General features: G+C 67.3%; 11 protein-coding genes. 7 read left to right on the forward strand and 4 right to left on the reverse strand.

Going from position 1 to position 13621, the window contains the following annotated elements; genetic code table 11:
• Positions 1-269: 269 nt before the first annotated feature.
• From OHS18_RS13690 to OHS18_RS13720, 7 genes are all read left to right on the forward strand, one after another.
• On the forward strand, positions 270-2189 hold the full coding sequence (locus tag OHS18_RS13690) for a S53 family peptidase (protein WP_328617287.1): 1920 nt from the start codon (positions 270-272) through the stop codon (positions 2187-2189).
• A 49-nt stretch (positions 2190-2238) separates the two neighbouring features.
• Positions 2239-3138 (forward strand): L,D-transpeptidase family protein, encoded by a 900-nt coding sequence (locus tag OHS18_RS13695; RefSeq protein ID WP_328617288.1) that lies wholly within the window; start codon positions 2239-2241, stop codon positions 3136-3138.
• A 32-nt stretch (positions 3139-3170) separates the two neighbouring features.
• Positions 3171-3920 (forward strand): hypothetical protein, encoded by a 750-nt coding sequence (locus OHS18_RS13700; protein WP_328617289.1) that lies wholly within the window; start codon positions 3171-3173, stop codon positions 3918-3920.
• A gap of 144 nt (positions 3921-4064) precedes the next feature.
• Positions 4065-5171, forward strand: a complete 1107-nt coding sequence (locus OHS18_RS13705) for a hypothetical protein (RefSeq protein WP_328617290.1) — start codon at positions 4065-4067, stop codon at positions 5169-5171.
• A 23-nt stretch (positions 5172-5194) separates the two neighbouring features.
• Positions 5195-5668, forward strand: coding sequence for a hypothetical protein (locus OHS18_RS13710; RefSeq protein ID WP_328617291.1), 474 nt, complete (start codon positions 5195-5197; stop codon positions 5666-5668).
• 108 nt (positions 5669-5776) lie between these two features.
• Positions 5777-5974, forward strand: a complete 198-nt coding sequence (locus OHS18_RS13715; RefSeq protein WP_328617292.1) for a hypothetical protein — start codon at positions 5777-5779, stop codon at positions 5972-5974.
• 2 nt (positions 5975-5976) lie between these two features.
• Positions 5977-7074: a 3-oxoacyl-[acyl-carrier-protein] synthase III C-terminal domain-containing protein gene (locus OHS18_RS13720; protein WP_328617293.1), complete on the forward strand. Its 1098-nt coding sequence runs from the start codon at positions 5977-5979 to the stop codon at positions 7072-7074.
• 55 nt (positions 7075-7129) lie between these two features.
• Here OHS18_RS13720 and OHS18_RS48555 read toward each other — a convergent pair whose 3' ends face one another.
• The 4 genes from OHS18_RS48555 to OHS18_RS13735 all read right to left on the reverse strand — a co-directional run bounded on the left by OHS18_RS48555 (position 7130) and on the right by OHS18_RS13735 (position 13532).
• Complete coding sequence (locus OHS18_RS48555; protein WP_442875376.1) at positions 7130-7426, reverse strand: hypothetical protein; 297 nt, start codon at positions 7424-7426, stop codon at positions 7130-7132.
• Between the two features lie 1116 nt (positions 7427-8542).
• A complete protein-coding gene (locus tag OHS18_RS48560) occupies positions 8543-8800 on the reverse strand; it encodes an excisionase family DNA-binding protein (protein WP_442875377.1) in 258 nt (85 codons plus the stop codon).
• Positions 8801-9049: 249 nt separating this feature from the next.
• Positions 9050-12892 carry an nSTAND1 domain-containing NTPase gene (locus OHS18_RS13730; RefSeq protein WP_328617295.1) on the reverse strand — a complete coding sequence of 1281 codons (3843 nt, stop codon included), beginning with the start codon at positions 12890-12892 and terminating at the stop codon, positions 9050-9052.
• Positions 12885-13532: a toll/interleukin-1 receptor domain-containing protein gene (locus tag OHS18_RS13735; protein WP_328617296.1), complete on the reverse strand. Its 648-nt coding sequence runs from the start codon at positions 13530-13532 to the stop codon at positions 12885-12887. The genes OHS18_RS13730 and OHS18_RS13735 overlap by 8 nt, the downstream gene beginning before the upstream one ends.
• Positions 13533-13621: the final 89 nt, after the last annotated feature.

The following is a 13621-nucleotide window of genomic DNA, read 5'->3' on the forward strand; positions in this document are numbered from 1 at the left end:
TTCCACCATCCACACCGCGCCGGCCGCAGTTCGCACGCGGACCGCCCACTACTGACGCAACAGTAGTACATCATCACGCGCGCGGCGCTGCTTCGTACTTCTCGATCAGCGACCTGCACATCCGGCCACACGCGGCCGGGCCTTGTAGCCCATGACGTCTCCGCTCAGCCCACTTAGCGCATCCCTGGCTGCAGCACGAGGCACATCCATCAGCCCACTTCACGTGACGCTGATCGGACTTTCCCCTTTCCATTCAAGGAGAAACCTCGATGCACAGCCGTCTTTGGCATGCCCTCGCCGCGACCGCGGCCCTACTAGCCTCCACCGCGGCCACCGCCGTCGCGGCACCCGACACCACCGCCGGCGACACAGGCGACCGCACGCCGATCGCCGGGAGCACCCCGGCCTGGGCCACTCCGCACACCGAAGTCGCCCACAGCAACGGAAACACCGTCCGCCGCATCCAGGTCGCGCTCACGTTGCGCGACCAGGGCGGTGCGGAACACCTCGCCGCTCAGCTGGCGACGCCGAGCAGCGCCGAGCACGGAAATTTCCTGTCCTCGAAGGAGTTTCTCGAGCGATTCGCCCCGACGCAGGACGCCGTCAACCAGGTGTCGCGCTGGCTGGGCACGCAGGGCCTGCACGTAACCGGCGTCAGCGCCAACCGGCACTTCGTCGACGCCGAAGCCCCGACCACCGCGCTGGAGTCGGCGTTCGGGACGAGGATCGCCGCGTTCCGGACCCGGATCGACGGCACCCCCCGCACGCTCACGGCCCCGGCATCGCCGGTGACCGTGCCGGCCTCGCTGCGTGCCTCGATCACCGCCGTGCTCGGCCTCGACGACAGCGCCGCCCTGCTCAAGCCCCAGCACACCCGCCCGACCGCAGCCGCAGCCGAGCAGCACTGCGCGCGGTGGTGGGGTGAACAGAACAACACCGACGTCCCGCAGAAGTACCCGGCCGGATCCCAATCGAACTCGCTGTGCGGCTACACCGGTACTCAGGTCCGCGCGATGTACAAGCTGGGCAACGGAGACACCGGCGCCGGTACGACGATCGGTGTCGTCGGCGCCTACAACTCCGCCACCGTCGTGGCCGACACCAACCAGGCCGCCGCCCAACTCGGCGTGCCCCCGCTCGCGGCCGGCCAGTACAGCGCGGTGCTTCCGCAGGGCGGGTTCACCGACGCGACCGAGTGCGGAGCCGACGGATGGGCCGCCGAACAGACCCTGGACGTACAGGCCTCGCACACCATCGCCCCAAGTGCGAAGGTCTACTACTACGCCGGGAAGACCTGCAAGGGAACCGGGATCTACGACGCGTTCAACCAGGCCGTCACTGATAACGCCGTGGACGTGATCAGCAACAGCTACGGCAACGCCGACGGCGAAGCCGGCTTGCCTCAGGCGGCGCGGGACCAGTTCAACTCGATGGCGCTGCAGGCGGCGATCCAGGGCCAGAGCATCACCGTCTCCACCGGCGACGCCGGCAACAACTCCGGCCCCGTCGGCTACCCAACCGCCAGCTTCCCGTCCTCCAGCCCGTGGGTCGTGGCCGTCGGCGGCACCAGCGTCGGCCTGGACCAGAACAACCAGCCGAAGGTGCTGACCGGGTGGGAGAACAGCGGCAACACCCAGACCGGCAACTCGTGGGCACCGCAGCAGGACGCCGATGGCCCGTTCGCCTCCGGCGCCGGCGGCGGCACCTCCGCCCTCTACGACGCGCCGGACTGGCAGGCCGGCGTCGTCCCCGGCGCGGGTGGGAAGCGGGCGGTGCCGGACATCGCGGCGCTGGCCGACTCCTACACCGGGATGCTGGTTGGGCAGACCATCAAGGGCCAGTTCGGGATCGGCTCCTACGGCGGCACGTCGCTGGCCTCGCCGCTGATCGCGGGGCTCGTCGCCGATGCCCAGCAGGCCCGCTCCGGCAACGCTCGCGCCGGCCTGCTGACCCCGATCCTCTACAGCCTGCGCGGGTCGGGCGCGATCGCAGACGTCACGCCGCAGAAGGCGGGGGTGTGGACACCGATGATGCACGCCTTCGGCGGCGTCGCCGTCCCCGCCGGGCAGGGCAGCTACCTGATCGACTTCGACGCCCACCCGCAGAACCTGCACAGCGGTCCCGGCTGGGACAACGTCACCGGCCTCGGCACACCAACCGACGGCTTCATCGGCGCGCTTTCCCAGTAACCACAACCTCTCTTCGCGGCAGGCCCGCTTGACAGTGGGCGGGCCTGCCGTGGCCTCCATCGACCTTAGGAAGGACTGTTCCATGTCCGAGATGCCACAGCCGGCACCGAACAGGTGGCGGGTGCTCGCGCTCTGGCTAGCCGGGATCGCGCTGATCTGCACCGCGGGCGTGCTGCTCACACCGTCGCGACCCGCGCCCGACACCACTCGCGGCGCCGAGCCGGTCGAGCTGGGAGTCGAGCTCGACGCCCCGGTCGCCGCCCGTGCGATCCCGAATCTGACCGGGCTGCCCGACGCCAGCACCTTCGGCACCGTCGCGAACGCTCCGCAAGACGCGACGACCGAGGAGATCCCAGACGGGCCTCTCGTGCACCCGACCACCCCGGTGCCGGTGTTCGACCAGCCCGGTGGCGCGGCGATAGCCGTTCTGCCGACCACGCAGCTCGGGTCCGACACGTGGGTGCCGGTGATCGCGGAGGAACCAGGCTGGGTGCAGGTGCTGCTGCCATCGCGGCCCAACGGCTCCACCGGCTGGCTGTCCACCCAGGACAACACGCTCACGATTCGGTCGACGACCGACCGGATCGTCATCGACCGAGCTGCTTTCCGGCTCACGCTCTACCGCGACCACCAGCAGATCGGCACCTGGAGCGTCGGAGTCGGCACTGCGGCCGCGCCGACCCCGGCGGGGCGGACGTTCGTGCTCGCCTCGATGACCGACGCGAAGCAGAAGTTCAGCCCGGTGATCTTTCCGCTCGGGATCCACTCGGCGACGTTCTCCACCTACGGCGGCGGCCCCGGAACCACCGGCATCCACGGCTGGCCCAGCACCGACGTGTTCGGCCGCCCGTCCAGCGACGGATGCATCCGCGTCCCCGCCGACGCCCTCGCCACCTTCACCAACCCCATCGACCCGGTGCCCATCGGCACCCCGGTCCTCATCCGCTAACCCGACCCCACCGACACTTTCGGAGATTCGTCATGAACACCACACGCACCGCCCTCGCCGCCGCCGGAGCCGGAGCGCTCCTCGTCGGCACCCTCACCACCCTGGCCTCCAGCTGCACCCCGGCGACCGCGGCGCCGCCCGTCCTCGCGGCCGCTGCGGCGACATCGACGGCGACCGGGATCTCCGTCTCCGGCGGAGAACACCTCTCGGCCCGGCCGAGCGTGTCCAGCAACGGCGGGATTAAGTCCGCTGGCGGGTCAGTGTCAAGCCCGAGCGGCGCGGTCGTGGCCAGCGGCATCAGCCTGCAGGCCGGCACCGGATTCGCCGAAGCCCGCGTCATCTCCGTGCGGATCGGCGGAACCACGGTCGGGCCGTTCACCGCGACCTGCCGCAACGGCGCCATCACCGCCAGCGCCCCCAAGGGCGGCAGCGGCAACCTCAAGGTCTCACCCGGCGGTCACGGCACCGCCGGGGTCATCACCGTCACCACCAGCACCGCACCCACCCGCGCAAGCGGATCCGGTGGACCGACGTCGAGCAAGCCGACCGCGGGCACGGCGATCACGGTGACCGTGGCGACGGTCAGCTGCGGCGCCGGAACGCCGCCGCCAAGCGGCAACCCGCCGACCGGCACCCGCCCGGCGCCAACGCACAAGCCCGGAGCTCCCGGGACGCCCCGTCCGGCATCGCCGGGCGAGCGGCACCAGCTGGGAGACAACCCGGGCGACCGGACCGCGCCCAAGCCACAACCCAAGCCCGGCCACGTCGCCGTGACCGGCTGACCACCCAGGACCGCGCGGGCCCGCACACCCTCAACCCTCCATCGCGAGCCCGCGCCCCTCCCACTCCCACGTTCCCGCCGGGCGGCCTCCCCACGCCCGCACAACCACACAACCCATCCGCCTCACCGAACAGGGGAGAAACCCATGTCCACGCTCGTTTTCAGCCAGACCAGCCACGACCTGCTCGACACCGCCTCATCCGAAGACGTCCGGGCCGTCCACTTCGTCGGCTCACTGCCCGCCGTCCTGACCGGCGATCACCGCGCGACGATGCAGTGGTTCCTCGACCACAGCACCGGCACATCGTTGACCGGGCTGCCGTGCGACCCGGACCCGCGGTGGATCATCGACTGGCTCGACGGCCTCGCCGCCGTCGACGCCCTCGAACCTGTCCGCACCGGTCACTCCGCCGACTACGACGACATGCCGACCTACCGCCTCAAGCGCGGGCACTGGCTCGAATCCGACGACCTGTCCCTTGGCCGCGCCGCACACACCGACGCGGTGATGGCCGCGCGGAACCAGCTGCAGGACGACCGCGACTTTCCGCCACATCAGGTGTCGGTCCCGAACCCCTACGACCTGTCGCTGTTCACCTTCGGCAGCCCGGGTGCCGCGGTCACGCATCTGCCGGTGTTCCGCCAGGCCGTGCTCGACGACGTCCACACCATCCACCGCCAGCACGGGAACCAGGTCGTCTTCCAGCTCGAGACCCCCGCGGTGCTGGCCACGCTGGACCGCACCCCACGGCCCTTGTGGCCCGCCGCCGTGCGCGCGCTGGCCAAGCAGGTCGCACGCGTCGTCGCCGACGGCCCGCGCGAGGCGACGTGGCGGATCCATCTCTGCCACGGCGACCTCGGCCACCAGCCGCTGTTCGCGCCCACCGACCTCGTGCCCGCGGTGCAGTTCCTCAACGCCCTGCACAAGCAGCTGCACCGGCTGCGGATCCCGATGCCGGCCGCGCACATCCCGATGTGCACCGGCACCAACGCACCTTCGACGGATCCGCGGTTCTACCGGGCGCTGCGGCACCTGCGCCGCGATATCGACGTCATCGCCGGACTGGTCGACGAAACCCACCCGAAGGACTCCCTCGCCGCCCTGGGGCTGGTCGAGACCGAACTGGAACGGCCGGTGCTCGCGGTCGCCGCAGCCTGCGGCCACGGCCGCCGGCTCGTGCCGGACGCCGTCGCCAACGCCGCGCTCGCCTGCAAGCTCGCCCACCACACCACCGACACCCCCGCCCGCTGAACTCACCTGGAAGGACTGTCGAGATGGACACCACGACCACGCCGTTGCCGTCAGCTGGCGGGAATCTGGCCGATGAAGACGAGACGCTCACCCCGATCCTGCGCACCGGGATCGTGCCCACCCGCGCGCTCTCCGGCGGCCGGATGCACCTGCACGGCGCCACCACCCTCGCACCGCAACGGCACGACACCACCGAAACCGCGATCGCGATCATCAGCGGCCACCTCGCGGTGCTCTCCGGCAACGCGATGCAGCCGTTCCACCCGCAGGCCGGCGACATGATCTACATCCCCGTCACCCTGCCGTATGCGGTGGTCAACCTCAGCAACAACGCCTCCGTCCTCGCCCTGATCTTCCGCACCGACCCCGGCTTCAACACCGACGTGCACCGCATGCCCGAACTCGACCCCGCCGCACGAGACCAGATCCCCGACCTGCGCCGCGCCCACCACAAAGCCCTGCTCACCCGGCGCAACGGCCACGCCCACCGCCCCTAGCCCAGCTCGTCTCGTCAAGCCGTCCCCAGCGTTCACGCCACCTACCGGACCTTCCGGCACCTCCCCGTCACCTGGCGTGCCAACCCACCCGCTCGACCGGGGAGACCCATGCGCACCTGGATCACCGACACCACCCGCGACCTACTCGACGACCCGCCACCTGGCGGACCGGTCACACTCGACGAAATCGCCGCCTGTACTGGCATCACGACCCATCACCTGCGGGCCTACTACGGCTCAGTCGACGCCGTCATCGCCGACGTCACGTCCGGCTCGACGGAGCCAACCCGAGACGGGCGGTGCTGACGATGCGCTGGAAGAACCTGCACCTCCGCGGCGTCGGAGCTGCGCTCGGCGACATCGTCGCCGTCGAGAACCTCGAGACCATCCCGACGCTGCGCGGAGCGACCAGCCAGCGCGCGGTATCGATCGCCTCAGACAGCACCGGGATGGACCTGGCCGTGCGGGCCGGCCGCAACGCGCTTGCCAGCATGGCCACGACCACCACCGGCCCGCTGCCCGTTCCCGACCTGCACTTCCACGCCGCGATCTGGCGGGGCAGCCGCGGCATCGACTTCTGGTCCCGCGCCGCCTACGTCCGCAGCCGCCTCGGCTTGCCCGCCGGGCGCGGCATCGCCAGCGAGCTCAACGCCATGAGCAACAGCCTCGTCGGCGGCATCGACATCTCCGCCCGCGTCCTCGCCGGCAGCCCCGACCTCGACACCGTCCTGCTCACCGGCGGCGAAACCTTCGGCCAACCCGCCTTCGACCACCTCACCGCCGACCACGGCATCGCCTACGGCGACGGCGGCTCCGCCCTCATCCTCGGCCGCCAACCCGGCCTCGCCCACATCCTCGCCACCAGCTCCTACACCGACCCCACTCTCGAACAACTCCACCGCGGCAACCACCGCTTCCTCCCCGCCGGCACCACCGAACTCGGGGTCGAACGGATCCGCGAACGCAAGCGCCAATACACCGACGCTGTCGGCGCGGAATCGGTCGCCCGCCGCAACAACGATGGCGTCCGCGCCGTCATCGACGAGGCACTCCGCGACGCCCGACTGCGCCTCCAACAGCTGCGCTGGGTGCTCCTGCCGCACTACGGCCGCCACCTGCTCGACACCCACTGCCTGCAACCGCTCGGCATCACCGCCGACCGCACCCTCTGCCACGCCGGCGACCAGTGGGGCCACATCGGCCCCAACGACCAGATCCTCGGCCTCGCACACCTGCTCACTCGCGGCGCAGTTGTCCCCGGCGACCACGTCGCTCTACTCGGAATCGGCATCGGCATGACCTGGACCGCCGCGATCCTCCGCATTAACACGGTGCCACCCGGCCTGAGCGTGCTCGCCCCGCCCCTGCGTTGGCCCTGGCGCACACCAGCCGACGCGCAGCGCTAACCAGCGCTTGGCCCCCTACGCCGAGCTCCCGAGGACTCCCATGCCAGACACCTACCTACCGTCGCGCCTCGACCAGGCACTCTTCCGCGCGCCATTCATCGTCATCGACGCCGACAACCACGCGCACACGATCACCCACCGCCTCGACGACGCCGTCAGCATCCTCAACACCAGCGGTGCCGCCCGCGCGATCGTCGGCACGCTCGAACCAGCTTTCCTCGGAATCGACGTCGACCCTGAAGACACCGGCGCAGATGCCGACGCGGGCGAGGTTGTCGCCGAACAGCTGGTCCTCTGGGCCGATCGATACGGACTGCCCTGGCTTCGCCGCGGCTCCGGCCGACCAGGGCATACACATCTCGTCATCAAGGTGCCGCAGTGCCTGCGCGAGGAACTACAGCTCGTCGTCCGCGCGGTTGCGACCCGGCAAAACGTCTCTGCCACCGTCCGCTCGACCCTCCGACTCACCTCCTCGCCACATCGCCACGAGCTGCCCAGCCCGATCGTGAGTCGCACGTTGATGACAAGCGACGTACCAGAACTCGTCAGCCCCAGTGCCCCGCGGACTACACGACCCGCACGCCGACGCTGTACCTCGGGCGCCAGCAGATCCGAAGGTGAGTACGGCCACGCCCTCGCGCTCGGCCGCGCCGGCCACACCACCGCCGACGCCTGGAAATTCGCCAACCTCGCCGGCACGAAGGCCCGGGCGATCGGGCAGCAAGCCTGGCGACGCTGGTTCTGGGCGCCCGCCACCACGATCGCCGCCGCCGAAGCCCGCCTCACCGAGCAGCAGGCGTGGGACCTTTTCCGCCAGGCATCCCCGATGCAGGCCGCCCACGTCGGGAGAGACGCCTGGCGCCGAAACCGCTGGCTACCCGCACTTCGCGAGGCTGCGGAAAGCAGGCCGCGACGACGACGTCTTGGCCCACGTCAAGCCGGCGACCACCAGAACGAACCGTCACCTCGTCAGCTACGACATGTCCGTGCCGTGCTTCAAGCCGTCGTGGACAGGCACTTGGCGCGCGGATCCGCCGCTGCAATGCGGACCGGCACGATCGCTGGCGTACGGGTCGCTAGCTTGCGCGCAGCTCTCGACGCATTCGCGCACGCCGTCCTCGCCAGACAAGGCTCTATTTCTATTCGTCACTGGGCCGAGCGCGCTGGCCTCGATCCCAAGACAGTGCGCCGAACACGAGATGCCGCACTCAAACTAGGCATCCTTAAACGCATACACCACTACAAAGGAGGCGAGACAGACTGCGATGCATTCATCTTGACCGAAAGCGCAGCTATCGCTCACAACACGGAATTAACTTCCCCCACTCTGTACACCCCCTCCCGCGGCCAAGCGGACCCTCTCAGGCTGCGGTCACAACATCAGCGCGACAGGCACCAATTCGCACTCAACCACAACCTGAGGGTCGAGGCCGCCGAAGCCGGCTTCCAGCGCCCCAACGAAGCGACTTTACCTTCTACCAGCCTCAACGCCGTTCCTCATCGGCAGCGTGAACTCACTGGAGTCAACTGCCCTCATTTCCGACACAGCGACTTCCTCCATCGCGTCGATGGCCTTTATGGGGATCGAGATACGCCCTCGCGTTCGAATCGCCGGGAAAGTCCCTTCGTCCACGGCACGGTAGATGGTCATCGCAGAAACGCCAAGCAAATTTGCCGCCTGACCAACAGTCATGAAGCGCGGCGCACTCAACTCAGACCTGGACATCAATAACCTCCGGAGCTACATCGCCGGGGAGGCCGGCGCCGATAGCCCTACCTGCTGGCCACATCGACACCGTTAACTTCAACATCCACCAGAAAACCCAGTTCGTCAACAGACATGGCAGCCGATTCAGGCCAGCGGCTGCATGGGACAGCGTCTTACTTACGGTTGATAAGGACTGCCGTCTGATGCCGCACCTCTATGTCGCCCACCGACCAGGGCTACCCGATGAGCCTACGTTTGTTCGCTTGGTCAAGTTGAACACGGTGACGAGAAGGGTTCGCCGGGAATGTACTTGGCCCACTGTTCGGGCGTGATTGGGTCGCCAGCAATTCTGCACAAAGCAATCTGATCGCGTTCCGGATCAGTGGACCACACGGTGACAAACTGCGAGACTTGGGTCGTGTAGAGCGCACGCCCATCGCGGGTGTAGGCAAGCTGACCGGCGGCGAACCCGTCGACCTGTTGATCCTTCAGAACTGCGTCAAGGGTCGAAACCTCTGGGTTCGTGACGTCCCAAAGTTCGATCCTTGGTCCCGCACCGACGTCCGCCGAGAGATCACTCGGGCGCGCATTGGGGATAGCGACGACGCGCCCGTCCGGACTGACCGCCACGTACTGGCCGTCGGCACCAGGGGTACGGATCGTCGTCGGCGGACCCGTAAGTTTACCAGCGTCCACACGCCAGAGTTGGACTGTTCCGTCATTGCTGCCCACAGCGACTCGTGTACCGTCGAGACTGAAGCTGCTGCCCGTGTAGTTGCTGCCCGGGCCGAACGAAATAAGTGCCTGCGGGGTGGGCGATGTCGGGTCGGAGATGTCCCATTGGCGGACACCACCAGCCGCGTTGATCATTAGGACATGAGCGGCCGGGGAGAAGGCTACCGACTGCGGGTCATTGACGGGGATAGAAGTGATCAGCTTCGGCCCAGCTGAGTCGCCCGTGGCGAACAGCTTCACTGACGATGGCTTGGCGTGGATAACCGGGGCATAATTATCATCGACAAGAGCGAGGATTCTTCCGTCCGGACTGAACTGCATATACACGGCGCTGTTGTCGATTTCATTATCGATGGTGAAAATGACCGGCACGCCAGGGTTTGTCGTGTCACGCAGACGCACGACGGGATGGATCTCCCCGACGGCATGAGGTGCGTCTTCACTGATGGCCACGCGGTTGCCGTCCGGCGAGAAGGCGGCCGACTTTCCGGCGAACGACGAGCTACCAGGCAAGCGCGCCAGCAGCGTGGTGGTCACTTTCTCACTGTCGTTGACCTGCCATAGTTCTCCGGAGTCGCTTCCGGCGACAGCCAGGAGTTGACGCCCGCCGGAGCTCAGAGCCATACCCACCGTCAGGCCGGTGTGCCGGAAACCGAATGTCGCTAGCGCACCGACATGTGTCGGATTTTGCACATCGTACTTGTGGATCCCGCCACGCGTCGCGACCAGCAGTCTCTTGGTGGCCGGCTGGAATGCCAGCGCGCCACCATCGTCACCTCTCGCAGTCAAATGGCCCCAGTCAGTCAGTTCGTCGTTGTCCTCGAATTTCCACAGTTGGATACCTCCGCTACAAGCTGTCGCGATGGTCGTGCCTGGCGAGTTTGACAAGGAAATTGATTGAAAAGTATCGATACCGCAGTTATTAGTTGCATCCGAATGGGTGAGCAGCGCTGGTTTTGACGGGTCGTCCACCTTCCAAATTCGGAGGCTGAGTCCGCCGTCGTCTCCCGGAGCGATAAGGTTCTTGCCGTTCGAGCTGAAGGCGATCCGGTGTCCCACCTTGCTGAACGAGCTGCCGAACTGGGATTTTCCGCCCGCGAACTCTCTGATCGTCGCAGAGACAAGGTAGGGTTCTCCACCGCCAAGTTGCCAGATCCGGATGAAGTGGTCAGCGCCCGCGCTGGCTAAGACGCTGGGGCCAGCTACCGGGAACGTCACGGAGTCAGTGCCACCAGGGTGACCGGCGAGCGTCCGCAACTCCCGGGGCTGCGCGGGAATGGTGGTGTCCCACGTGAGTATCGCACCTGCGCTGGTTCCGACGGCGAGCCGTTTCTTGTCCGCACTGACCGCGACCGCGGTCACGTCTGAGCCATTGGCCGGCAGCGTGATGAGCCTTACTGCATGCTTTGGATCAGTGGTATCCCACAGTTGGACGTCACCGTCGACGCCGACTGCGAGAAGTCGTCCGTCAGCGCTGAGGGCGATCGGCCCGGTGCTCACACCCTCAACTCGCCCTAGGCTATGACCTTCGGCACTCCAGAGCACGATTGCAGTTCCGGTCGACAGGGCCAATAGTGAGCCGGCGCGATCCTGGGCGAAGTCGATGACGGGATCAGCTGCATCGTATGTACCGGGCGAGCCCATCGCGCCGATCAGCGCACCGCGACCGCTGTCGTGGTCGAGCTGATAGGCGGCGACGGCCAGCTGCATCGCCAGTCCCGGCTGGGAGGGCAGAAGGTTCTTGGCCTGCTGGGCGACAGCGCGAGCCTCCGCTAGTCGCTGCTGCGTGACTGCGCGACGCTGTTGCACGACTGCAAGACCGGCGGTCGCCGACGCCACAAGCGTGAGGGCGGCCAGGATGGCCGTCAGATAGCGGCGCTGCCGACGACGCCGACTCTCCGCGGCTCTCGATGCGACGAGGAAACGCTCGACCGGTCGCGCGACGTCGCCGGGATGGTGCTGTGCCCATTGCTCGGCGTTGTCCAATCGACTGCCTCGCTGGAGGACAGAGGAGTCGTGGCCGCTGTCCTGCCAGGTACGCACCTGCGCCTCGAGTTCCTGACGAAAGACATGGCTGGCGCGATCAGCGTCCATCCATGAGCGCAGGCGGGGCCATGCCTGCAGCAGAGCTTCATGGGTGATGGTGAGCCCGCCTTGCTCCTGGGTGAGCAAGCGTTGGTTCGTGTAGGCGGCGACAACCTCGGCGACAGCATCGACGTCCGGAAATCCGGACGCCAGTTCGTCTCGCGTGAGATGCCGACGCGCGTCCTCGAGCGTTTCACCTCCGATCCGGACCAAGCGAAGGAACACGGCGCGGGTCGCAGCCTGGGCGGGCTCGCCAAGCTTTGCGTACAAACGGTCGGCTGTGGCCGCGATCGCGCCGTGGATGCCTCCGGTGTCGTGGTAGCCGGCGAGAGTGAGGGTTCTCCCGCTACGTTTCAGCCAGGTCGCGCGCAATGCATGTGCGAGAAGAGGGAGCCGGCTGGAGGCGTCCGCACTGGCGGAGCCGACACCCATATCCGCGAGCAAAGCTTCGCGCAGTTCCGGCTGAACGGTGAGGCCGACTTGATCGGCCGGGCCGAGGATGACACGGTCGAGGTCGCTGCGTTCGACGGGCCCGAGCTGGACTGGGTCGTCCCGAAGGGCCGCCCGCAGCCATGGGTCCGAGAGACAATGCCCGTAGAAATCGGCACGCAAGCCGAGGACCACCCCGACCGGCGAACCGGCGCCGGAACAGACCGCCTTCAGCAGCCCGATGAACCTTGCTCGGCTTTCCTCATCCGCAGAGGTGAAGACCTCCTCGAACTGATCAACCACGATCAGCAGTCGGCGGTGTGTCAGCTGCATGCACATTGACTTGCTCAGCTCGGCGGGGTCTCGTGCGCCGAGGTCCAAAATTCGTTCCGCCGGGATTTCGGACATCGCGGCCAGCACGTCGGCGAGTTCACGCGCCGGCGCCGGGCCCGGAGTGATGACCCGCCGAGGCCAGTCACGGGACCCGGCCGCGCCGTAGCCGTTTCTCGCGATCGCGGAGATAAGACCGCATCGCAGCAGAGAGGACTTCCCGGCCCCGGAGGCTCCGATAAGCAGTACCGGGCCACCCTCGATGCGAGCCTTGTCGATTCGCTCCAGCAGCGCGGCGACGTCGCGGCCGCGGCCGAAGTACCACTTGTCCTGACCGGGTTCGAAGGGGAGGAGACCAGGGTACGGGCAGACGCCGACAGGATCGTCTTCGAACACCTCTTCCAACCGTGCGGTGGCCGTGAGCGTGAGATCGCCGCCAACCTGGACGATCATGGAGCCGCCCGACGCACGCGCCTCCTGACGCAGTCCAGGAAGCGGCAGGTCTTCGGAGCTTTGTGAACCTTCAGGCACGGCTGCCTCGGTTCGGCTCCGTGATCGTGAGGTTGCCGCCCACCTGGATGACAGTGCTGCGCCGTTTCGCGGTCGCGCTCTGGTGGAGTTCGGGACCTGCCGGCGCTTGCGCTCCCTCCACCTCGGCTGCGATCGGCGAGGTAGCACCGGTGACCGGGAGAGGCACATCTTGGGTGGATGTGATTGCCTCTAAGAGGGACGCAAGTCCAGCCCGCGAGAGAGTGTCGATCAAGTAGTGGTCGGCGCAGTACGGCTGCAGGAACAACGGTATTTCATCGATGGTGTGGCCGGGAAGAACAACGGGCAGCAGCTTACGCGTCCATGTCGTTCGATTCGCGTGTAGGAGATCTCGCAGCAGGCACGCCTCAGCCTGCACTCCACGGTTCTGATGAGGAGGTCCGGTGCCGTCTCCGACACTCCGGTAGCGAGGTGAAGCAACCACGATGACGAACTCCGACTGGAGGATATTGTCGGTCATCCAGGCGTACCAGTCACGGCGTTCACTGCTCTCCCGCTGATCCAGCCGTACATCAATGTTCTCAGCGCGTATGAGCTCGCACAAACGTAAGACGGCGTCCTTATGCGCCGAGTTGTCGTGAGCATACGAGACGAACACCCGCTGGTCTGCAAACTCGGCCATATGGCTGACGGTACCGCAAGATGCGAGAGTCTTCGCCGGCAAGCACACCTGATAAGTGGACGAAAGTCGATCTTTCCGGACAATTACTG

The sequence above is a fragment of the Amycolatopsis sp. NBC_00355 genome (assembly GCF_036104975.1).
Lineage (GTDB): Bacteria > Actinomycetota > Actinomycetes > Mycobacteriales > Pseudonocardiaceae > Amycolatopsis.

Coding starts and splice junctions, on each gene's coding strand:
- OHS18_RS13700 (WP_328617289.1), top strand. CDS start 3,171: ATGAACACCACACGCACCGCCCTCGCCGCCGCCGGAGCCGGAGCGCTC.
- OHS18_RS13705 (WP_328617290.1), top strand. CDS start 4,065: ATGTCCACGCTCGTTTTCAGCCAGACCAGCCACGACCTGCTCGACACC.
- OHS18_RS48560 (WP_442875377.1), bottom strand. CDS start 8,800: ATGTCCAGGTCTGAGTTGAGTGCGCCGCGCTTCATGACTGTTGGTCAG.
- OHS18_RS13715 (WP_328617292.1), top strand. CDS start 5,777: ATGCGCACCTGGATCACCGACACCACCCGCGACCTACTCGACGACCCG.
- OHS18_RS13710 (WP_328617291.1), top strand. CDS start 5,195: ATGGACACCACGACCACGCCGTTGCCGTCAGCTGGCGGGAATCTGGCC.
- OHS18_RS13735 (WP_328617296.1), bottom strand. CDS start 13,532: ATGGCCGAGTTTGCAGACCAGCGGGTGTTCGTCTCGTATGCTCACGAC.
- OHS18_RS48555 (WP_442875376.1), bottom strand. CDS start 7,426: ATGCCCTGGTCGGCCGGAGCCGCGGCGAAGCCAGGGCAGTCCGTATCG.
- OHS18_RS13690 (WP_328617287.1), top strand. CDS start 270: ATGCACAGCCGTCTTTGGCATGCCCTCGCCGCGACCGCGGCCCTACTA.
- OHS18_RS13720 (WP_328617293.1), top strand. CDS start 5,977: ATGCGCTGGAAGAACCTGCACCTCCGCGGCGTCGGAGCTGCGCTCGGC.